The organism is Sphingobacterium sp. NPDC055431 (genome assembly GCF_053644255.1).
The window spans coordinates 1-23,542 of sequence record NZ_JBSHLH010000022.1; the positions used below are offsets into that span (position 1 = coordinate 1).

Consider the following 23,542-nt stretch of genomic DNA (forward strand, 5'->3'; position numbering starts at 1 on the left):
GACCTTTTTCCCATCTTTTTGGATAAACGTCACGGTCACTACGTTTAAACATTTGAAATTTACCATCTTCAAAAACAATTTTAATGGAATCAATTATAGGATCTTTTTCTAAGCTATCATCTACTAAGAGAGAATCCTTTTTATTGATTTTGTAGCGATAAATATATTTTTTATCCTTATCTCTTCCATACTTTCTGTCATACCTTATTAATTCTAAATCAAGATCAGTGTCATTCGCATATCGGTAAAATCGATTTGGAAAAGGTGTTTCTATAATTATACAGGAGGTTAAAAGAAAGATAATTAAAATAGGAAAAAAATTTTTCATCGTTAGTCAATTAAAAATATATTAAAAGTTCATTAATGTGAGCATCTATCACAGCCCCCGTCTATGAAATGGATTTTCTTGTCTTTCCCAACAGACAATGCCCTATTGCTATTGGGATCATGGTGATCCTCCTCGGGGAGGATCTCTTGCTTAAAAGGTGTTAGGGTAAACATGAGGAAATCATTTCAAATATTTTCTCTAAAATATAAATTTTATCTAATTATGATATGTCATTCGTATAAAGTATTGGTTAAATGTTTTCTACAAAAAAACTATCCGTTCTATATTACGATATGTTTAAGGTTTATTTTATCCGTATTTGGGCCGCAAATCTTTGAAATCCCTTTACCGGCTACGTCATTGAGGGAAGGTTTTATTGTTTCATGCTGAGAGGTAAAAGTTTGGTAAAATTTATCCGAAGGTGATGACAGGAAAGTGGAAGGCAATTTTTTTTTAATTTTAGAGATATAACCCTTTTTGGGGTTCCATTATTTTAGCATAAATGACACATTAGCCTGAAATTCGTGCAAAAGCGATGTTCGAATAATCGAACATCGCTTTTGCATTAGCCCTATATTGTTCGATACCATTCATCTAAAATAATTCTGCCCTTCTAGGGCAGTAGGTCGCCAAAAGAGAGATTTTTCTGGAAAATAAATATGGGTCTAAATACCTAGAAACAGACTTCATCAAAATGTCATTGCTAGGAACGAAGAATCTTGGAGCCATTCAGAAAATGATATCAGAACCATACATAAAACTACATCATGGGCGAACAGGTCCTTGATCTTCGATCAAGAATAACAAGGAAGTGTTGAGACATTTACGTACAGATTCTCCACTGATCGTTCAGAATTGGAAATGAATTCAGTAGAGATTTTCAGAAAAATATTTCACCCACGCTGTGGGTTATCCGTTTTGAAATCCAATTTTCCTACAAAGATTTCACCCCTTCCAGGGGTTTCCTACAAACAAACATTCATTCTTCCGAAGGAAGTCCTTTAGCCTCCGGCTCATTTCCTTGGCGGACAAATGGAAAGAATGCCGTTGCCTCCAGCGATGGGAATGGCCTTGGAATGCTTTCAAAAAATTCTCCATCTAAGGGGAGAATTTTGAAGGAAGATATTCCCGACAACAAGGCATTCTTTTCATGTGCGAAGGACAGTGCGAAAAGCCACCTTAAATGAGCCAAAGGTTTTACGGATTCGACTTGTTTTTGGTATCCGTGAGCTCCTTTGTCGGTTTGGAACTTTTGGGCTCCATCATTAACAGAGAAAAAATCCTATTATCGTCTTAACTAGCACAGCAGAAAAGCTCTAAAAAAATTAAATATTCTATACTAAATACTCTCTACCATATACTACACCACCGTTGGCAGGATTGGCTCAGTCCCGCAAACCCCCAACACTTCCCTGAAGCTCCTCTAATTTGATAAGTTATAAATCGAATTATCTATTGTATATTTTCTAATATCAATATTTTCAGTTTGCCTATATCTGGAATCATTTAAAGGACCTTTTTCCCATCTTTTTGGATAAACGTCACGGTCACTACGTTTAAACATTTGAAATTTACCATCTTCAAAAACAATTTTAATGGAATCAATTCTAGCATCTTTTTCTATGCTATCATCTACTAAGAGAGAATCATTTTTTTTGATCTTGTAGCGATAAATATATTTATTTTCCATATCTCTTCCATACTTTATGTCATACCTTATTAATTCTAAATCAAGATCAGTGTTATTCGCATATCGGTAAAATCGATTTGGAAAAGGTGTTTCTGTAATTATACAAGAGGTTAAAAGAGCAATTATTAATACAGGGAAAATTCTTTTCATCGTTAATAACTTAAAAATATGCTGAATAGATCATTTATTTGAGAATCTGTCACTCCCCTAGGCTTTATTTTTTTGACCTCATCTCTGAGATGGCTCATCCTTTTAATCTTAGGTAAAAGTCTGCTCAGTTGGAATATGGTATAGCCTTTAACATTATCGTTAGGAAGACTGTAGTTATTGCTGGCTACCCTTTGGTTTAAATCATCTATTAAATCCAAAAAGATAGGTGTGTAAGGAAAAGACTTATCAACATTTGGCCAAATGAGTTGATTTGTTAATTCATCGTATTTTTCATCCGTATCATAAATAGGAAATCCGAGATCATAATACTCTTTCTTAATCAATTCCCACTCAACAGCATTTGCCCAGCTTTCAACAACAGCTTTTCCTGTTGTAAAAAAATGGACTTTCCCGACATAAACTAAATGTGCAGCATGACCCAGTTCGTGAAATGTAGTTGCCATTACATTAAAGTCGTCCTTTCTTTGTCCATTAATATTTTTTTTTCCGTAGATTCTTATATCTGGAAGGACTCCCATTCCAACATTTCCCCAATAGTCTCCAGTACCTTTTTTATCAATATAACAGATCTTTTGTTTTCTAAAACGCGAAGGCCTTGGCAAATTTAGGTTATTACCATAAAAACTTCTAATACTGGCTCTATGAATTGCAGCATAATGACCAGATTTACCACCATCGATCTCTAAATTCCAATGAGATTTTAACCTGGGACCATTATAAAATGCCTGCAATATCCAACCGTCACGAATAGTCCATCCATTATGTTCCCAAACTACACTATAGTTTACAGGGTATCTATGCCTACCAAACCTTACATAGCCCTCAGTATTCGTATATCTTGTTTGCCAATGCAAAAAGTGCCTAATCCTAACCTTGGCACCATGAAGTGGCAACTGTCTCTTAAGTTTACTATCGAAAGCCTTAATCGTTGCACTTGGATACCATCTAGATCCAAAAAGTCTTTTCGTTTTAATTACATTATCCAAATGCCCCGTTATTCGCATTGACTCATCAAGAATATCGTAAAAATTTATATTCTTTCCAGAATGTTTAATTATATTACCTTCATCATCTAAAGGAAATGAATCAATATCCGATATGTCTGATTCTATAGGAATATAGAGGGAATCTAAAGTTTCGGCATCGGCAAAAGCTGTTAATGCCTTTGAATTTAAAGATAGTTTTGTATATAGGTATTTTAGTCCATTTCCTTCTATATTATCCATAACAGCATTTTCGCCTTCACTAACCTCCACATCAAGTGGATGATCAAACACAACAATATTAGTATCTTGTATTAACTCCTCATAATGTACTGAATCCCTTGGCAAAATTTTCACGTATATGTGTGTTGGCTTCAACAACATTGGATATCCACTGCAGTTTTTGCAAGTGTTATTTCCGAGAGAGTCCGTTCGGTCAATTTCTTCACTCTTTAATAGATTCACAAATGCCATATTCATGTTTTTCAAGGAATATGGATTTTCAAGTTTTTTCCCAATAGATGATGCCTTAAAACTATTGGGATCATGATGACCCTTCTCTGGGATGACCTCTTGCTTACAAGATGTTACAACAAGTATCAAAAAGACGAGTTTTACAATTTTTCTCATTATTTAATTTTTTATCACATAAAGATAGTTTTTATTCTCTACAAAATAATGCTTAAATATATTTTTTTACAAAAATCTAATTCGTTCTCTTTATCATAATTTTAAGGTTTATTTTATCGGTATTAGAGCCGCATTCATCCTTCAAGCCCCAATACTGACCATGTTATTAAGAAAAGATTTTTTTTGTTCATGCTGAGAATTAAATATTTGAACTCAATTTATCGGAAGGTGATGACAGCTTGCGGGCAACGAAAACAATTTGGCTCATGAAATTTTTATATAGAACCCTATCGAGGGTTCCATTATTTTAGCAAACATGGTACGTTAGCCTTAAATAGCGAAAAACTGATGTTTTGTTAATTAACATTTCTAAAATAATTCTGCCCTTCCAGGGTTCTTTCATTGGTGCGATTCTGCAATGTTCGTGAGTCAAGGAACATTCATTCTTCCGAAGGAAGTCCTTTAGCCCATGGCTCATTTCCAGTGGCGGAAAAATGGAAAGAATGCCGATGCCCTGTGCGATGGGATTGGCCTTGGAATGCTTTCAAAAAATTCTCCATCAAAGAAGAGAATTTTGAAGGAAGATATTCCCGACAACAAGGCATTCTTTTCATGTGCGATGGGTCGTGCGAAAAGCCACCTTAACTGGGCCGAAGCGTTTTACGGATTCGAATTGTTTTTTTGGAATCCGTGAGCCCCTTCGTCGGTTTGGTTACTTTTGCGCTTCAAAAGTAACGAAGAAAAAATCCTATTACCCTATTTTACATCACATTACAAACCAATTAATTATATATTATTCAGTTTAAAAAATGTAAGAGATACCTGTCCTTACAAAAAGTGAAGTGTTTTGATTAGTAGGTTCTTTCTTTGCAAGAGCTGGTCCTCCAAGAAAGTTAACTTGAAAACCACTATCTCTAATTTGTTGACGTATTCCCCAAAAGATGGCTCCGCCAAACAAGAAACCTTTATTATTGGATAGTTCTAATTTATTCAAGGGAAAAAGGTCTGAAAAAGCGGTTGCTCCTACAAAAGAACCGCTGTTTCCAGCGGTGTTTTTACCTTTTCTCTCCCTACTTCCAATATTGTAATAAAATTTGTAATCAACGGACAGGTCAGTTCTAAACTGTACGCCAAAATTATCTATATAATATGCTAAAGATATTCCGGCAGAACCCTCCACTGTCGATCTCTTAGCTATTTGTATTTCTCGCGAATAGTTTATTCCAGTTGGAAAAACCCCTAAATTGATCCGATTCAATGGCTTTACCAGCCTATCCTGTGCACTGCTAACCGTTATAGAAAACAGCAACACAACTATTGTTATGTAATTTTTCATCAAACTATATCCTTTTTTTATTCTCTATTTTTAAAAAGCACTCCTGCTTTCCATTGTCCATTATCTCCATTGTATCTATTTTTACAAGAGGCGCAAAGGTAATATTATTTTTAATTAATTTAATTACCTAAAAGAATATTTTATCTTATCTACACTTTTAGGTGATAAACTTTATTTATGTATGCAGGTATAGATGATGAAATTTAGTGTGGACGTACAGATTCTTCTCTTCAAACGAGAGAGTAGATAACTTGAGAAAGCTGATAATAAATTATTATTGAACTGGTCTGTTTTTAAAAGCTTCAATTGAATTGGCAATTGGTTCCAGCATTTCTTTTGACAATTTTCCGGCATCTTTCTTTATCTGTCCTGAACAGCCAAACAAGTTTAAGATTTATCCCATTAGTCCCGTAAGTATAATTCCTCTAGTCATTGTTAGTGTCGTTTAGCTTGAGAACTAACGAGCCGCGGATTTGCGAGAGTGGCAGATAAAAAGCGCGAACTTTCAATTTGCACTAACTTGAGCAACAGCTTTTTTATATTTACCAATATAAAAAAAGGAAACATAAAAGGCTGTTACGGATAAATTTGCACAATCCTTCTATATTTCCCTTAACGCGCCATTTCGCAAACCGATGTTATGGGAATGCCTTATTATTTTCAATTTTATAGATTAATCCAATATTGGCTTCATCAAAATCAAATTCATTTACGAATTGTAAACCTATTTTTTCTAATACTTTTATCGACGCAATATTATTTTTCATGGTTCTTCCTATGATTGTTATTAGATTCAGTTTTTCAAATCCATATTCAACACAAGCTTTTGCACTTTCTGTAGCATAACCTTTGTTCCACTTTTCTTCAAAAAATCTAAAGCCAATATCTGTTTCGTTATTTCCCTTATCATATTTAAGACCGCACCAGCCTAAAAATTCTTCGTTTTCCTTTTCAATTACCGCCCATCTTCCAAAACCATTCAATTCATAATCTTGATAATTTAATAAGAATTGTTTTGCTTCTTCGATATTTTTAAATGCAGAATTTCCTGTATACCTTATAACGTTTGGATTTAGATTCAAGTTATAGAAATCCTCGGAATCTTGAATATTAAGTTCTCGCAAATAAAGACGATCTGTTTCTAAAATTATTTTCATTGGAGTGTGTGGAAAGGCTTTCACATTAGGTTTACGGCTTGGCGAAAGTGGAATTTTTAGCACAAAAGTTCAAAAGAAATCCTAAAGTTGAACCTTTTACAAATGCTCAGTCGAAGCACTTTAGTCCTGCTGTTGGCAATACCTTGTTATATGCAGGACTTTTTCTTTAAAATTATTTCAGTTCCTGATTCCCAATAATAATCCATTGAACAAATATAGCCTCTTAACCAAAGAGTATTCTCTATATTTCTAATGTAAAAGCCTTTTGGAAAATCATCATCAATAATTAATGGTTTGGAAAAAATTAATATTGAATCAGGTGGATGTTGATTTTTAGTAATTATTCTAGATGATTTTTGTGAGTGAAAATGCATCCTAATATAAGGTGCAAATTCCAAAGGGCAAAAATCAAAATTATTTGATTTCATAGCTCTTTCAACTTGTTCAAAGTTCCCACCATTTTTAAGCCCTATATCACTTAATTTTAATTGTACTATATTAATTTGATCTTCAGAATTTGTGTATTTAAATTCGGGATGATTAAAGATTAGTTTTGCATAATCATTAATTTTAATATTTGACTAGACAAGATTATTAAATAAAGTTTCTTTATTAAGTTTTTGATTAATAATTAATGTTTCTTTCATTCTATATAATAAGCGGGAATTTTGAAAAGTCTTGCAGCTAACTACCTTTTTGACGAAATACTATTACACCAAATAGTCTCTTTAAGCGACTTCGTTAATCAAGTTCTTAAATATAATATTTTCCTGTATATCTGCTCGATATCATAGTCAATTATTATGGATAGCGAAAGAATTATATCTCTTTTGAAAAGAGTATTCGCCTACAACGTTAAGCTGCTAGTACAATAAAATCTTAAAAGGAATACGTAACGATATTTTGGAAAGAAATGCATGGATATAAATACTTAATACTTCCCCAAGGATCGAACCCCCGGTTCGAATTTGCCACACTCGGACATAAAAAAGCTCGACCTAAGTCGAGCGTAAATCCTGTTATCGACTTAACTAGCACCGCAGAAAGGCTCTAAATACTTAATACTTAATACTAATTACTCTCTACTAAATACTCCGCAACGGTGGCAGGATGGCTTCAGCCCCGCACACCCCAAACACTCCCCTGAAGCTCCTTCGGATCGAACCACGGTTCGAATCTGCCACACCCGGACACAAAAAAAGCCCGACCTAAGTCGAGCTTTTTTTAGTCGGGGTGGCAGGATTCGAACCTACGACCTCCACATCCCAAATGTGGCGCGATACCGGGCTACGCTACACCCCGAGAAGGTATCACCTTTTTTCTTGTGTGGCACAAATATACAATCTTTCCCCACAATCTTCCAAATGATAAAAGCAACATTAAATTAACCAATTGATTATTATGCCAATAAAATAAAAATTCCTCGACACATTATCCCCCATTTGAACGTTTATACTTATAAATAGGATTTAAATACGATATTTGGGGTGGAATTCATCTTCCATCACACATAATTATCAAAAAAATTATGACAAAAATTTTTAGAAATTGCTTGATCTTCTCCCTATGCCTGACGGCCTGTGTCTCCAACAATAAGGAACAACAAAACTCCGACAGTACCACGGTGGAGAATCCCGAAGAATACAACCTGACAAAAGCGGAGGCCTTGGAGGATTATATCTTGGCTCTCGACTCCACAGACATTGAAAGCGTGGGAAAAGCAACCTCTAAATTCAAGGAACTTTTTGAAAAGAAGGAAAGCCCAGAAAATGATAAAGGGGTAGCCCTGATCATGGACTATATCGACAAGGTATCCATGTATGCGCACCGCTCGGCTTTTGATGATGAAACAAACTACCGCCCATTGGTCAACATTGAATTCGATGGCGGCAAAGCGGCCGTCCCAAGTGACCTGGAACAAGCGTACGACAAGATCAACCGCAACGGATTCCGTGTCCGCGAAACAGAAGGGATGTTCGACCTAGAAGCTAACCCGATCTATTTCCAGGAAAACTTCTACCCTTATATCACTTCTGACCTAGAAATCTTATTGCAACAGATCGGCCGTGATAATATGGAAGGCTATGCAGACGATGCGGCCATTGCGATCCCTTTCCAGTCATTGGTACAACGAACCGTTTGGTATGAAGACTTTGCCAATAAAACTAAGGGTTCCATCGCAGGCGAAAAAGCACAGAAAGAATACGAGAAATACTTCACGACGCTAACCATCGGGATGGACAATACCCCGGCCATCGAAAGTCAGCAGATCTCCCCCTACTTCCAGGAAGCATACAGCTACCTCAAGGATTTTTCACCCAACTCTGCCACCTACAAAAAACTGGAACCCTACATAGCACTCCTTCAAGAACAAAAAATCGACGAAGCCAAAGCCATGTTACCAAGTTTAATCGGCAGATCCATCAATTAATCCTTAACTTTGCCCCATAAGAAATAAGAGATAAGAAATAAGTGATAAGTATTAAAACGGTCAACTCTAATTAGGGATGGACATTTCTCATATCTCATATCTCACATCTCATGTCTAAATACTAAATACTAAATACTCTTTAATGTCCCTATCCAAGCCCCCCAAAACTGTCGACCTGCATGCCGAAGCATTCTTGGCCGATTTGGACAGTTATGAACTGGATGAACTATTGGCAGAAACGATAGATTACCTTAGGGAACAGTTAGACGCTGCGATTTATTGGGGATATCCGGAAATCAAGTTTATCCATGGAAAAGGCAAAGGAGCCCTTAAAAACGCGGTTTACGAGGAATTAAAGATCTACAAGCAATCCAATGCCATCAGTCATTTCCATCCCTCCTATGCCAATGAAGATATTGTAGTGGTGGTAATCGGGCTATAAGACCTTCACCCGATAGACCTCATAAGGATATTGTACCAAGTCTTTCCCATCATTCCATTGGGACAACAACTGCATTTGTGCACAAGAAAAATACAGGTATCCATCCGAACCAACACCTAGGGAATCCGGCCAAAGCAATCGCGGATCTTGAACCACGATTTCCAATTTACCTTCTGGAGTCAACCGACGAATCGAATAATCAAGGGAAGTCGTCAGATAGATGTTTCCTTCCTGATCAGCGACAAGGCCATGCGTAATCCCGACTTCACCCATGTCTTCTACCTTGGATTTTAGGGCTTCATCAGTCAGATTTGCATCGACCAGGTACTTGGTTTCAATCCTATACAGGTTCATCGCATTGATCGGTTTAAAATAAAACCACTTATTGTCCTTGGTCAGTGCAATACCATTGACATTTGATCTGAATGGATTACCATCCTTATCCCGCATCTCCTTTCCATGATAAGCTAGAACCACATCTGGTTTTGCCAAGGTAAAGCTACTATTGCTCAAGAGCTTTCTACTTTTCCCGGTCTGGAGATCTAGAACGATTACAGATGCCTGACCAGGGTCGGATAGGTAAGCCAATTTTTTATCTGTATCAACACGAACATCATTTAAGCCCGATTTGCTCTTGTCCAAATCTTCAAACGTAAATACTTGCTTTACCTGATTGCTCTTCAAATCTATCTGGACCAGCTTGAACTGTCCTTCTTTCTTATCGCTTCCCCCCTCTTTTCCAAAGATGGAACCTGATGGAGCCGGTTTGGAATCCAATACCCACAGTTGATCATCGGTATCCACATAGATATCCTGCACATTGACAAAATGCTCCTTATAGTCGCCTTCCACGGCATTCCAGGCTTCATTTGGAAAGGCTTTGCGCTCGCCATTGACGATCTCGGTCAATCCAAATAGATAGGGATCCTTATGTGGAAATGAAACAAATACTCGGTTATCAGAAGAAACAGAGACACCGATGGGCTGGGACTTCCCAAAGGAAGCGACAACCTGCAGATTAGGATCTTGTTTTTGGGCCATAGCATTGAAAATAAAGGAAACAGCTAATAGGATATATAAGGGTAAAGTTTTCATCATCATTTAAATTTGTTGCAAGATTTACCAGCACCTAACTAAACAACAAAAGATACAAAATACTGTTTGGACAAATCAATTTGGAAGTGAATAATTCTATCCAACAAAACCGATAATTTCCAAGTATATTAATGGACTTCATTCGAGGCATCTTCGAGAATGGTTCGAGGATCATTCGAATATGACCTGAATAAAATTTTAGCCAGGCTGGAATTTTCCGAATATGCCTCGAATGAGTCTCGAATAAGACCCCATAAATAATCCCAAAATCTCCCCGAATTCAAAAATTTTTCAGCCAAAATTCTATCCAAGAACTATAAATCAAAAAAGGAGCCTGCCATTGCTAGCAAGCTCCTTCATTATTATATTTTCAGACTATGTAACAGACATAGGTCTAAATACCATTTTTCTTTAGCTTTAATAGAGACCCATCAAGTCTAAATACTAAGTACTAAATACTAAATACTACTTCCCAGCCTCCGTAATCGTAATTTTTCTAAATTCAATCGGGCCGTGGTCACCTTGTATATAAAGTGGTCCTGGTTCGCCTTCTTTTGAATCAAGTGCACCACCGGTAATTCCAGGGATTTCCTGTTTGTCGATCACCGTTTTACCGTTGATAGCCACTGATACCAAACGACCAACTAGCGTGATCTCCATATTGTTCCATTCATTAGGACCATTGGTAACCATTGCATTCGGCGTCAAGAATCCGTAGATAGCACCGAAATAAAGGTTGCCGGGATGTCTATCTTTTGGTGAGTCTTCGATCTGAACTTCGTAACGACCTCTAAGGTAAACACCAGAGTTACTGCCTTCAGGATACTTGAACTCCAGGTTTAATTTAAAGTCCTCGAAAGATTTTTCAGTGATCAGGTTAGCACCGGCATCTTCATTGGTCAAGATACCATCTTTAACGACCCATTTGTTCTTGTCGTTTGATGGTTTCCAACCTGTCAGGTCCTTTCCATTGAACAATTCTACCGGCTTTCCCCAAGTTGGTTCAGCAGTACGGTTCAGGTAAGGCGCTTTTGTACCAGTGAAAGTATATTTCTCACCATTATTGTTGCTGATGGTACCTTTGATTTCAGCACCTGCCAATTCACCTTCAATCGAGATATCCCCATTGCCACCTTCCCATTGTGGTGGGATAGCGAAAGAAAACTTTCCATCTTGAAGCTTGATATGGGAGATGGGTCTGCTACTGCCGCTATCTCCTACCCAGTACCCTACCAAAGTAGTGAATCCAGATAATTTGATTTCAATCCAGGAAGGCACCTGTGTACCATTCTTGTCAACGTTCAAATCCCAACGACCTAATAGGTCCTTTGATTCTTCTGGGATAGTTTGAGATGCAGGGTTGTGTTCCACTTCTTCTTTTTTGTCTTGATTGTCTGCTTTATCTTGGGTACCGTTTTGGCACGAAGTCAAGCCTAATCCAAGAATACTGGTGAAAGCTAAACCGTAAGCAAATTGTTTGATCATCTTTAATGTATTTGATTGATTATTATTTTAAACTTTATAGTATTGTTCGAACCCGGTCCTAGGCGGAGGTCCGATCAAGAGTGCATTTGCAAATTTATCATTTGTAATCTCTTTTTTGACAGGATCGAACTTAAATTTTCCGTTCAAGCGCTGCGCGATCACGCCAAGGCAGAAAACTTGGCTCAATGGACCTGCAATTTCGAACGGTGAACGCGTCTTCTCCTCCCCTTTACAGGCCTTCAGGAAGTTTGCAAAGTGATTGGAAGGTGATGCCGGAACTTCTGGAAGTTTATTCGCGATATCTTTTGCCTTCTGTTCTGGAATGATAGATAGTGTACTGCCATGTGAACCGCCCTTAAAGGTCAGGTCTTTTCCATAAATGATCTTACCCGGGTTTAATTTAGCTGGCTCCAGGTTACCGGTGCTTGGTGGCGGAATATTCGGATCCAGTCCCGATACGCCATATCCTTCTGGAATTGGAGGCAGGTTATTGATACCATCATACCACATGATATCCAAGGCTGGCATGCCCTTGCGCTTAGGGAAGCTGAATTTCAAGGTGGATGACATCGGGAAGAAGAAGGAATTATGCCCTTCTAGCATCTCGGCTCCTACCTCTGTCGGAAGGCCCAATTTCAGGAATTCATGGGAAGTATCGAGGATATGTGCACCCCAATCGCCTAAGGCTCCCATTCCGAAATCGAACCAGCAACGCCATTGCCCATTGATAAAGTCTTTGTTGTAATTATGACCGATGGTCTGCATCTGCCAAAGATCCCAATCGATTGTGCTAGGAATGGGTTCTGCAGGTGGGAAATTCTTGATATTGACATCCCATCCATGCCATCTGCGCGGCATATTCATATGACCGACGATCTGGGTCACATCTTTGATGATCCCCGCCTCGGTCCATGCCTTATACTGGAAGTAATTGGCATCGGAATGGCCTTGGTTACCCATCTGGGTCGCCAATTTTGGGTTCTTCTTAGCTTTTTCCATCATCAGCTCTACCTCTAAAAAGGTGCGCGCCATAGGTTTCTCTACATAGACATGTTTCCCCAGGTCAAGCGCCATCATGGTAATCGGGAAATGGGAAAAATCTGGAACTCCGACCGTCACCGCATCGATCTGATTACCCATCTTATCGAACATTTGGCGGAAGTCCTGAAAACGTGGAACATCTGGAAATTGCTTGATGGCAGCTTCCGTATGCTTAGCCCCCATATCCACATCACATAGCGCAACAATATTACATAAACCCGTTTTATATAGATCCATCAGGATTTCTCCACCTCTATTCCCAATCCCAATCGCCGCTAGGTTCACCCTTTCATTTGGCTTGGCCATCAAGATATTTCCCAATGGACTGCTTGCCATCGTCAAGGCTCCACCCGCAATAATGGATTTCTTTAAAAAACTTCTTCTCGAAAAATAATGATTCATCTGTAATATGTTTAGGTTTACGAATGTTACATGTATGATTAGCTTAAAATTAAAAAAAATTCCTAATTTCAGTCACCTTATTGGACATTAATCCATAAACCTGTTACAATAAAGACATATTATGATGAGAAATACCTATTTGAGATCTGTTTTTAAAGGCACATTCGGACTTCTTCTATTGGGTTCATTGACTATTTCCTGCCAACAAGCGAACAAAAATGCGGATGGCTGGGAAAATCTGTTCAATGGTAAGGACCTGACTGGCTGGAAACCTTTGGCTGGAAAGGCAGATTATCATGTTGAAGATGATGCTATCGTTGGGGTAATGACGAAAGGTTTGCCAAATTCCTTTTTGGTAACGGATAAGGAATATGGCGATTTTATATTGGAACTGGATGTCAAACTGGAGGGAAGCACCACCAACTCAGGTGTTCAGACCCGAAGCCATTTTGATTCAACTGCCAACAATGGTGCTGGAAGGGTCTATGGTCGCCAAATGGACATTGATCCAACTGCTAGAGCATGGACCGGAGGAATCTACGATGAAGGCCGGAGGGAATGGCTTTACCCATTGGACCTAAACCCGAATGCGAAAACGGCATTTAAGCCAAATGAATTCAACCACTACCGGATCGAGGCCATCGGCAATGAAACCAGAACTTGGGTGAACGGTGTGCCAGCAGCTTTTGTGGTAGATAGCTTGGATGATGCTGGATTTATAGCACTGCAGGTCCATGCGATCCCAGATTCATTGGATGGTAAGAAGGTTTATTTTAAGAATATCCGTATTCAGACCAAAGACCTGAAGCCCCAAGAATTTCCTAAGGATGTTTATGTGGTTAACACCCGTGCCAATGATCTTTCGGAAGCCGAAAAGGCAGCCGGATATAGCTTGCTCTTTAATGGCAAGGACAGCCAAGGCTGGCATAGCGCTCGTGGCGATAAGTTCCCTGAAAAAGGTTGGAAGATCGAAAACGGTTTGATTGAAGTACAGAAATCGGATGGTGCGGAATCGACCAACGGTGGCGACATCGTTACTGATAAACAGTACAAGGCTTTTGACCTTTCCTTTGATTTTAAACTGACTCCCGGAGCTAATTCGGGTGTGAAATACTTTGTGACCCTGGATGAAAAGACAGCTGGATCTGCTATCGGTCCAGAATATCAGATCTTGGATGATGAACTTCACCCCGATGCTAAATTAGGAAAAGATGGCAATCGTACCTTGGCTTCCTTGTATGACTTGATCACTTCGGATCGCAATCCAAGACCTAGAAAACCAATTGGGGAATGGAACCGCGGCAGAATCGTGGTTACGCCGGATAATCATGTCACCTATTACCTAAATGGCTTCAAGATGTTGGAATTTGTAAGAGGTTCGGAAGATTTCAGGAAGTTGGTGGCTGGCAGTAAGTACAAGGACTGGGAGAAATTCGGCGAGGCGGAACAAGGCCATATCCTTTTGCAAGACCATGGGGACGCCGTAGCGTTCAGGAGCATCAAGATTAAAGAATTATAGAAAATAAAATAGAAAAGGGAAAGGACCGAATGTTTTTCGGTCCTTTCCCTTTTTATGCTTTACGTTAGAATTGCGCTTTAAATTCTTGGACTTTGTTTTGGAATCCCTCGAATTCGGCACTTTGCTGATTGATAAAACTATTGTCTTCCAATCGACCGACCACCTCATTCATCTCTTCCTCGTTCTCATAAACCATCAAGCGGAAAGGATTGTGGTAATCCTTGCTTCTGGAATTATAGATTTCATCACAGATCCATTTCTTGGTTTCCAAGGCCTCATCAAATAGCTTGTTCCAGAAATCAGCGTTCCATTCAGCTGTATCTGTTTCGGTAACCTCTTGTAAGGAAGCTAAACTATGCTTTAATTTATCTTGGATATAAGCATCACTCAAGTGATGGTAGTTTTTATGCATTTCATCCCAAGAGTTGATTTTCTTGTCTTTTAAGTCCTGTAGCAGCTGGTCCAATTTACTTACTGGAACCAATTGGCTACCGACGTTCTCAAATTCCTCTCTTTTCAATCCTGCGTTGACCAAGGCTTGGATAGTTTTGTTGAAATCCATCGGGTCAACATGCTCCAAAACCTGGCAGACCGCATAATATCGAGCTAATTTCTTGAATAATTGATAGGCTTCCTTTGGTTTCAGCAACACAACCTTGCGCTTAGAGAATTCCGCATTGTCTAGGAAGATTTCATCGACAGCCTTTTCATTATTGTTCAACCATGCTGCAGGATTATCGGTATTCAAGGATTTACTGACAGCTTGTTCAATTTCCTTGATTCCTGTAAATATCTCATTCACCGTATCTGGCGCCAAGATATCATATTCGAAATATTGGTTCTTGAAGGAACGTTTATCCCGACTGATGAATTTATTGGTGTTACGCATCAATGCATACATATTGTACATAAACCAATAGCCCGGAACGATGATCAAGCGATCATGGGTAACATCATTGCTCACTAAAGAAAACGGGAATTTGATATCCAGTTCATGCAAGAAATCGCCTTTTACGATCAGGGTATAAGATGCAAACCTGGAATTGTGCTTTAAGCTCACACACAGCCCAGGCCAAAAGCCACGACCTGCGATAATCTCGCCATCTGCACCTCTTGAATTATGGTTGGATCCCACAGTTGCTCCCGCCGCCATGTTACTCTGACCTTTGATCAAGGCTGCACACAAGAACGAATTGTTATGGTGCTGCTCATGCGCAGGGAAAATAAGCGAATTAAGGACCTCACAACAGGAAATGGTAGAGTTGTCGCCCAAGAAAGAGTTGATCAATCTGGCGCCATATTTCAGCTGCGAATAGGATGATAGGATAAAACGTACTGCCTTCACGCCATAGAATACCCTACAGCCATAGCCAATGATCCCGTTGACCAGCTCACAACCCTCACCAATCTGGGTATAGGCCTCAGCGGTGGAATTGATCGTTACGTTTTTCAGTTTAGAGATTCCTTTGATATAGGCATCTGAACCGATCTTAACGTTTTTGAAGGTATGGGAATTCTTGATTACGGTACGATCACCGATTTCACTATAGTAGCCTCTGATATCGTTGAATTTTTCATTGGTGATATCAAAAAAGCGTTGCTGTAACTCTTTATCTTGTCTGTTGCGTGTCCATAGATAGACATCGGCAGCTTGCATGCCATCAAATGGAAGAACCGAACGGCCACCATTCTCATTGCAAAGCTCCAAAAAGATCCTGCTTTTGTCCGGGTCACCGACCTTTAAGATTCCATTCCCGAATTTTGCATTCGAGCTGGTCTCCATTTCATTTACATTGAGCAAGATAACCTCGTTCCCAACGATGAAATGGGCAATATAACGGACCTGATGCAGGGCCACACAGTCCCCTAGATCACATGAAATGATCTGGGAATTATAGATCCCGACCGGCAAGCGGATATCGCGATATTCCAGGTAGACCTCTTCCATATCGCCGATCCTGACCAAACCAAAGAACTTGGATCTTTTGATCTGTTTCGGAAGAAATTTATCCGTAACGAGCACATCATTCCAATCGGTAGATTCATTATGATTGAGCTCGAGGATGCGGATCTCTTCCTCGGTCAGATTTCTATATTGCTTGTTGGATTTGTTTTGTTCAAAACGAAGGTAGTACTCGTCTTTTCCCTTTGGTAGATAATCGGCGGGTATGAAATCATACCCAATCCGATTTAATGGTATCTTTATTATGTATCCCATGATATTATTCCACAGTTACTGATTTAGCTAAGTTCCTTGGTTTATCAACATCTAAACCACGGTACACTCCGATATAGTACGACAACAGTTGCAATGGAACCACCGTCAATAAAGGAGCAATAACTTCATCAGCCTCTGGAACAACCATGACATCATTTGAAATGGTCGGAGTAACTTCATCTCCTTCCGTCATTACGGAGATCACCATCCCTTTTCTAGCTTTAATTTCTTGGATATTACTTACGATCTTCTCATGGTAAGCATCCTTACTTGCAATGAAAACTACTGGTAATTCCTCATCAACCAAGGCAATTGGACCATGTTTCATCTCCGCAGCTGGATAACCTTCTGCGTGGATATAGGAAATCTCCTTCAACTTTAATGCACCTTCTAGAGCCGTTGGGAAATTATATCCACGTCCTAAATAAAGTACATCGCGAGCATCTTTGTATTTGTAAGCGATAGCTTTGATATTGTCAACCTCATTTTCCAATACCCATTGAACTTTCTCTGGAACATCGTGCAATTCTTGACAAAGCTCATCAAAACGCTCGTCAGAGATAGTTCCCCTAGCTTTTGCCAATTTCAATGCAAACAACATCAACACGGCAAGCTGTGCTGTATAGGCCTTTGTACTGGCTACACCGATCTCTGGACCTGCATGGGTATAACAACCAGCATGGGAAATGCGAGCAATGGAAGAACCAACAACGTTAACAATACCGAAGATGGTTGCTCCTTGTTCTTTAGCACGTTCTAGGGCTACCAAGGTATCAGCCGTTTCACCACTCTGCGAGATTGCGATGATCACATCATCTGAATTGATCACCGGGTTACGGTATCTAAATTCCGAAGCGTATTCCACCTCCACGTTCACACGGCATAATTCCTCGATTACATACTCTGCAACCAGACCGGCATGCCAGCTGGTACCACAGGCCACAATAATAATCCTGCGGGCATTCGCCAACTTATCTTGGATGGCATCTACCCCACTCAGGATAATCCTATGTTCATTCAAGATCAATCGACCTCTTAAGGAATCAGCAATGGTAGTAGGTTGTTCAAATATCTCTTTTAACATGAAGTGATCATAACCACCTTTTTCAATAGCCGCCAATTCAAGATCCAGCTTCTGAACAAATGGAGTGATGATTTCATTACCAAGATTTTTCAAGATCAGTTCATCAGGCTTTACGATGGCCAACTCATAATCATTGATATAGACCACCTCTTTGGTATAAGCCAACATAGGTGATGCATCAGAACCCAAGAAATGTTCATTCTTCCCTATACCGATTACCAATGGACTTCCCTTACGGGCAGCAATGATGGTATCAGGTTGGTCTGCAGCGATCAACAAGATCACATAAGCACCGGTCACCCTTTTTAGGGCAATGCGGATTGCCTCCTCAAGACCACATTCATTCTTTTCTTGTATGTCTTCAATGAAGTTAAGTAGGACCTCGGAATCCGTATCGGATTTAAATTCGTATCCTTCTTTAGTAAGTTCGTTTTTTAGTTGGGCATAGTTCTCGATGATTCCGTTATGGATCATGGCAAGTTTTCCAGATTTGGAAACATGGGGGTGAGCATTTCGGTCTGAGGGTTCGCCGTGGGTAGCCCAACGGGTATGACCAATTCCTGTAGTGCCAGCTGTGGATTGGTCTCCAACAAATTCTTCTAACGCTGCAACTTTACCTGCTTTCTTGTAAACCTTTAAGGAATCTCCTTGTTGAAGTGCAATACCAGCACTATCGTATCCTCTGTATTCTAATTTCTTTAAGCCGTCTATCACAATGGGATAAGCTTGGCGCGTTCCGGTATAACCGACAATTCCACACATATGTTTTTCTCGTTTTAATTTAAGTTTTAAAATATTGAGTAAATATATAAAATTTATTAGTGCAAACGATTGCGTGCTCTTAAAAACAAAAACCGAACCAATCTGGTCCGGTTTGTAATTAAAATTTCTTTATTCTAGTTCAAACTTGTAGCCAACCCCCTTGACTGTAGTGACATAGCTGTCTCCAATCTTTTCTCGGAGTTTTCGGATATGCACGTCGATCGTCCTATTGGTTACGACTACGGAATCCTCCCAGATCGCTTTCAGGATCTGCTCCCTAGTGAATACTTTGTTGGGTTTTGAAGCTAACAGGTATAACAGTTCAAATTCTTTTTTCGCCAGTACAAATTTCTCATCCCCACGGAATACCAAGAAGGAATCCCTATCAATTACGAGGTCAGAGATCTCAAGTTTATCAGTTACCTGATCATCAATAACCTCTGTAGTATTTCTTCTTAAGATTGCATTGATACGGCTCATTAAAGCCCTTGGCTTAATTGGCTTGGCAATATAATCGTCAGCTCCTACATGGAAACCTGCGATTTCGGAATACTCCTCACTCCTAGCTGTCAAGAATACCATGAAGATCTGTTTGAACTCAGGCATCGAACGCATCAAACGACAGGCTTCAATACCATCCATCTCCGGCATCATGACATCAAGGATAATAAGGTCTGGAAAAACCTCTTTGGCAACTTTAATAGCTTCTTTCCCATTAGAAGCGGTATATACTTGGTAACCTTCCTTAGTTAAATTGTATGAAATGAGTTCAACAATGTCGGACTCATCATCAACCACAAGAATCTTTTGATTATTGGCCATATAAGCTGTTTTTTTGCTAAGGTATATACTTAATTATAAAATAAAGTTACCCAAAAGTTATGAAATTGTTAAGCCTTAAAATAGACTTAACAATTGATTCTTATTTTTTTAAGGTTTTCGTTAAAAAATCTTCTAATTGCTTTCCCCTCAAATTCTTAGCAATGATAACGCCCTGCTCATCTAAGAGGTAAGATGCTGGGATACCTTTGATGGAATAATCAATAATCAATGGAGAGCTCCACGCCTGAAGGTCTGAGATATTCGTCCATTCTAACTTATCGTCCTGTATTGCACGCATCCAAGAGCCTGGATTGTTATCCAAGGACACGCCTAAAACAGTAAAATTATGGTCTTTGAAGTTATTGTATTGTTTGACGATGTTAGGGTTCTCCTCACGGCAAGGCATGCACCATGACGCCCAGAAGTCTACCAAAACATATTTGCCTTTATAGTCTGAAAGCTTTACGGTTCTATTATCCGGTGTATAAGCCAAGATTTCGGGAGCGGCTTGACCTACAGCCAGCTTCCTAAGTTTATCAACCTCAGTCTTGAACTCATTCACATAACGATTGTTTGGGAACTCTGCCTTGATTTGATCGGCATAGGCAATCAATTCTGGTTCGGCCATTTCGGGATCCAATGTGCTCATCACATAAAAACCGGCCAAGTCATTGTTCTTTTGGGCAAATGAAACCGCCTCAGCGATGTAGTTCTTAAAGAAAGGTTCGAACTTCATCAACATCTCAGAACGTAGATTTTGGATACCATTGGCATCTAAATCATTGGTAGCACTTGAAAAGGCCTGTTGCAAGGAGTCCCGAACGAAATCAATCCTAGACTTCTGTACGGCAAAGTCTTTCAACTTCTGAGAAAGCTCCGAACCCTTCACTTCGTACTGGTCAGGATTCTGCAAATTGACATTGAATTCCACTGCCTTACCAGGTTCCAGGATAATTGGATACCTATTATTGCCCACGGCCAATGTCAATAACCTCTCTTGAGTAGCCGGTCTTTCAAACTTGAAACGGTTGCCATCCGCAATAAATGTTGAATCTAATTTCTGTTCACCTTCATAGAAGCTGACAACTTTCACATTCCCTGGATTCTCGATCACACCGCCAACCTGAATGGTATCAGAATTTGAACATGAAGACAAACCAGCGGATAACATCCCCACCAATCCAAAATAAACTGCAAACTTTTTCATTTTTCTTATTTAATAAACTCTCTTGATTTTGAAATAGCTCTCTCCAATCCAGAAGCATCCTTACCCCCTGCTGTCGCAAAGAAAGGCTGGCCCCCGCCACCACCTTGGATTTCCTTAGCTAAATCGCGAACGATGTTACCTGCATGCAATCCCTTTTCTTTTGCCAGGTCATCAGAGATCATCACCGTGATGCTTGGTTTACCATCAATCACGGCACCCAATACGGCATAAAGGTTATTGATTGCCCCCTTCAGGGTATAAGCCAAAGTCTTCACCGCATCCACACTTGGAAGGTCTACGATGGTTGCGACATAGTTGATATCGCCAACTTTTTCCAATTTCTTCTCGATATCATTTTTCAGTCCTTGGGACTTCTCTTTCACGTAGTTCTCAATCTCCTTTTTCAAGGCATTGTTCTCATCCAATGTTTTTGAAAGAGCAGAAACAAAGTCCTTAGGGTTGTTCAATAGCTCCTTAAGGTTATCAAGCAATTCAAAGTGCTCACGGATCACTTGCTCCGAACGGGTACCGGTAATGGCTTCAATCCTTCTCACTCCTGCCGCAACCGCAGATTCCGAAAGGATCTTGAAGAAACCGATCTGTCCAGTTGCCGCAACGTGCGTACCACCACACAGCTCCTTAGAATAGGAATCATCAAAGGTGATCACACGCACATGATCTCCATACTTCTCTCCGAATAGGGCTGTAACACCCGAATCGATAGCTTTTTGGAAAGGAACATTACGCTCTTCCTTCAAAGGTACATCTTGGCGGATCTTCGCATTCACGATGTCCTCAATCTGTTTGATCTCCTCGTAGGTCAACTTCGCGAAGTGCGAGAAGTCAAAACGTAGCACATCTGGAGATACCAACGAACCTTTTTGGTTCACATGTTCACCCAATACCTGCTTCAAAGCAGCATGCAACAAGTGAGTAGCAGAGTGATTAGCTTCGGTATCCTTTCTTTTCTTCACATCCACAACCGCTTCAAACTCTCCGCTCAGGACAGCAGGAAGTTGGTTGACGAAGTGTATGAAAAGTCCATTCTCTTTCTTCGTATCCAGGATGCTAACCTTTTCATTGTTATCCAAAGAACGTAAATAGCCTTTATCACCGACCTGACCACCACCTTCTGCATAGAATGGCGTTTCAGAAAGCACCAATTGAAATTGATCTTTACCCTTGCTAGAAACCTTTCTATATTTCAGGATCTCTGTGGTCGCCGTTAAATTATCATAACCTACAAATTCACTCTCCGCTTCATCATTTACAAGGACCCAATCTCCAGTATCCACAGCCGTTGCAGCTCTAGATCTTTCCTTTTGGGCCAATAATGCCTGTTGAAACCCGTGCATATCCACGGTCATGCCCTTCTCCCTAGCCAATAGTTCGGTCAGGTCAATTGGGAACCCAAAGGTATCGAACAGTTCGAATGCGAATTCTCCGTCTATGGCCTCATGGTCTGCTGAATAGGTTTCAAAACGCTGGATCCCTTGGGTCAAGGTTCTCAAGAAGGAAACCTCTTCCTCCAAGATCACCTTTTCTACAAAATCCTGCTGTTGGTACAGTTCATCGAACACTCCTTTGAACTGCTCAGCCAATACAGGAACAAGCTCATGGATAAAAGGAGTCTTGAAATGCAAGAAAGTATAGGCATAACGGACAGCACGTCTCAAAATCCTGCGGATCACATAACCCGCTTTATTATTTGACGGCAACTGCCCATCAGCGATGGCAAAACTTACAGCCCTGATATGATCAGACAGCACGCGCATGGCGATATCCGTCTTCTCATCGGCTCCGTAGGCAATACCCGATTTATTTGCGATAAATTGAATCAATGACTGGAATACATCCGTATCATAGTTGGATGATTTACCTTGAATGGCACGCACCAAACGTTCAAAGCCCATCCCTGTATCGACATGTTTTGCCGGCAGGGAAACCAAGCTTCCATCTTTTAACCTGTTGAACTGCATAAATACCAGGTTCCAGATCTCGATAACCTGTGGATCATCCATGTTGACCAAGTCCTGACCCTTCACCTGAGCACGCTCTTCATCCGAACGCATATCGTAATGGATTTCAGAACAAGGACCACAAGGACCTGTATCACCCATTTCCCAGAAATTATCCTTCTTGTTACCCAATAGGATACGATCTTCCGGAATCAATGCCTTCCATAGGTTAAAGGCTTCTTCATCCTGTTGCAAGCCTTCAGTAACATCACCCTCAAAAATCGTCACGTAAAGGCGATCCTTGTCTAATTTCAACACATCAGTCAATAGCTCCCAAGCCCATTCGATTGCTTCTTTCTTAAAGTAATCACCAAAAGACCAGTTACCAAGCATCTCAAAAAGGGTATGGTGATAGGTATCAATCCCTACCTCTTCAAGGTCATTATGTTTTCCGGAAACACGTAGACAACGCTGTGTATCGGCCACTCTTGGGAATTTGGCGACAGCTTCTCCTAAAAACAATTCTTTGAATTGGTTCATCCCCGCATTGGTAAACATCAATGTAGGGTCGTTCTTCACTACAACTGGTGCCGAAGGAACAATTTGATGTCCTTTACTTTTGAAAAAATCTAAAAAGGCTTGACGTATATCTCTACTAGTCATTTAATTCGTGTCTAATTTTAGCTGCAAACTTACTCAAATTTGACGAGTAAACTCGCCATTCAAGCCAATTTTTATTAATATGACGCATATTTTTCCTAAATTTATCTCTGTAAAAACA

The 23,542-nt window shown here is 39.8% G+C and carries 18 protein-coding genes and 1 tRNA gene; 3 read left to right on the forward strand and 16 right to left on the reverse strand.

What is annotated here, in order from left to right; all coding sequences use genetic code 11:
- The 8 genes from ACWIB3_RS16095 to ACWIB3_RS16130 all read right to left on the reverse strand — a co-directional run.
- Window positions 1–328, reverse strand: a 328-nt coding sequence (locus ACWIB3_RS16095; RefSeq protein WP_454292126.1) for a hypothetical protein, incomplete at its 3' end; no start/stop codon positions are given.
- Window positions 329–1,307: 979 nt separating this feature from the next.
- Complete coding sequence (locus ACWIB3_RS16100) at window positions 1,308–1,520, reverse strand: hypothetical protein (protein WP_454292127.1); 213 nt, start codon at window positions 1,518–1,520, stop codon at window positions 1,308–1,310.
- A 231-nt stretch (window positions 1,521–1,751) separates the two neighbouring features.
- The gene (locus ACWIB3_RS16105) at window positions 1,752–2,168 is read right to left on the reverse strand and encodes a hypothetical protein (protein WP_454292128.1); all 417 of its coding nucleotides are present in this window, start codon (window positions 2,166–2,168) and stop codon (window positions 1,752–1,754) included.
- Between the two features lie 2 nt (window positions 2,169–2,170).
- Window positions 2,171–3,802 carry a hypothetical protein gene (locus ACWIB3_RS16110; RefSeq protein WP_454292129.1) on the reverse strand — a complete coding sequence of 544 codons (1,632 nt, stop codon included), beginning with the start codon at window positions 3,800–3,802 and terminating at the stop codon, window positions 2,171–2,173.
- 802 nt (window positions 3,803–4,604) lie between these two features.
- Entirely contained in the window at window positions 4,605–5,138 is a 534-nt protein-coding gene (locus ACWIB3_RS16115) for a hypothetical protein (protein ID WP_454292130.1), read from the reverse strand.
- A gap of 638 nt (window positions 5,139–5,776) precedes the next feature.
- Window positions 5,777–6,295: a GNAT family N-acetyltransferase gene (locus tag ACWIB3_RS16120; RefSeq protein WP_454292131.1), complete on the reverse strand. Its 519-nt coding sequence runs from the start codon at window positions 6,293–6,295 to the stop codon at window positions 5,777–5,779.
- Between the two features lie 146 nt (window positions 6,296–6,441).
- A complete protein-coding gene (locus ACWIB3_RS16125) occupies window positions 6,442–6,723 on the reverse strand; it encodes a hypothetical protein (RefSeq protein ID WP_454292132.1) in 282 nt (93 codons plus the stop codon).
- A gap of 800 nt (window positions 6,724–7,523) precedes the next feature.
- Window positions 7,524–7,597, reverse strand: a tRNA-Pro gene (locus tag ACWIB3_RS16130).
- Between the two features lie 226 nt (window positions 7,598–7,823).
- Between ACWIB3_RS16130 and ACWIB3_RS16135 the strand changes: the two genes are divergently transcribed.
- The gene (locus ACWIB3_RS16135; RefSeq protein ID WP_254528209.1) at window positions 7,824–8,726 is read left to right on the forward strand and encodes a hypothetical protein; all 903 of its coding nucleotides are present in this window, start codon (window positions 7,824–7,826) and stop codon (window positions 8,724–8,726) included.
- A 142-nt stretch (window positions 8,727–8,868) separates the two neighbouring features.
- Window positions 8,869–9,168 (forward strand): Smr/MutS family protein, encoded by a 300-nt coding sequence (locus ACWIB3_RS16140; protein ID WP_254528207.1) that lies wholly within the window; start codon window positions 8,869–8,871, stop codon window positions 9,166–9,168.
- Here the strand turns inward: ACWIB3_RS16140 and ACWIB3_RS16145 are convergent.
- The 3 genes from ACWIB3_RS16145 to ACWIB3_RS16155 form a co-directional block, all read right to left on the reverse strand.
- A complete protein-coding gene (locus ACWIB3_RS16145; protein WP_454292133.1) occupies window positions 9,163–10,269 on the reverse strand; it encodes an L-dopachrome tautomerase-related protein in 1,107 nt (368 codons plus the stop codon). The two genes, ACWIB3_RS16140 and ACWIB3_RS16145, sit on opposite strands and share 6 nt — an antisense overlap.
- Window positions 10,270–10,728: 459 nt before the next feature.
- Window positions 10,729–11,748, reverse strand: a complete 1,020-nt coding sequence (locus ACWIB3_RS16150) for a 3-keto-disaccharide hydrolase (RefSeq protein ID WP_454292134.1) — start codon at window positions 11,746–11,748, stop codon at window positions 10,729–10,731.
- Between the two features lie 27 nt (window positions 11,749–11,775).
- Window positions 11,776–13,191 (reverse strand): Gfo/Idh/MocA family oxidoreductase, encoded by a 1,416-nt coding sequence (locus tag ACWIB3_RS16155; RefSeq protein WP_454292135.1) that lies wholly within the window; start codon window positions 13,189–13,191, stop codon window positions 11,776–11,778.
- Window positions 13,192–13,315: 124 nt separating this feature from the next.
- Between ACWIB3_RS16155 and ACWIB3_RS16160 the strand changes: the two genes are divergently transcribed.
- The gene (locus ACWIB3_RS16160; RefSeq protein WP_454292154.1) at window positions 13,316–14,710 is read left to right on the forward strand and encodes a 3-keto-disaccharide hydrolase; all 1,395 of its coding nucleotides are present in this window, start codon (window positions 13,316–13,318) and stop codon (window positions 14,708–14,710) included.
- A 64-nt stretch (window positions 14,711–14,774) separates the two neighbouring features.
- Here the strand turns inward: ACWIB3_RS16160 and ACWIB3_RS16165 are convergent, their stop codons facing one another.
- From ACWIB3_RS16165 to alaS, 5 genes are all read right to left on the reverse strand, one after another.
- Window positions 14,775–16,928, reverse strand: coding sequence for a DUF4954 family protein (locus tag ACWIB3_RS16165; RefSeq protein WP_454292136.1), 2,154 nt, complete (start codon window positions 16,926–16,928; stop codon window positions 14,775–14,777).
- Between the two features lie 4 nt (window positions 16,929–16,932).
- Window positions 16,933–18,774, reverse strand: a complete 1,842-nt coding sequence (gene glmS, locus ACWIB3_RS16170; protein ID WP_185218643.1) for a glutamine--fructose-6-phosphate transaminase (isomerizing) — start codon at window positions 18,772–18,774, stop codon at window positions 16,933–16,935.
- A 129-nt stretch (window positions 18,775–18,903) separates the two neighbouring features.
- On the reverse strand, window positions 18,904–19,596 hold the full coding sequence (locus tag ACWIB3_RS16175; protein WP_185213517.1) for a response regulator transcription factor: 693 nt from the start codon (window positions 19,594–19,596) through the stop codon (window positions 18,904–18,906).
- Window positions 19,597–19,696: 100 nt separating this feature from the next.
- Window positions 19,697–20,803, reverse strand: coding sequence for a redoxin domain-containing protein (locus ACWIB3_RS16180; RefSeq protein WP_454292137.1), 1,107 nt, complete (start codon window positions 20,801–20,803; stop codon window positions 19,697–19,699).
- A gap of 5 nt (window positions 20,804–20,808) precedes the next feature.
- Window positions 20,809–23,424, reverse strand: a complete 2,616-nt coding sequence (gene alaS, locus ACWIB3_RS16185; RefSeq protein ID WP_454292138.1) for an alanine--tRNA ligase — start codon at window positions 23,422–23,424, stop codon at window positions 20,809–20,811.
- Window positions 23,425–23,542: the final 118 nt, after the last annotated feature.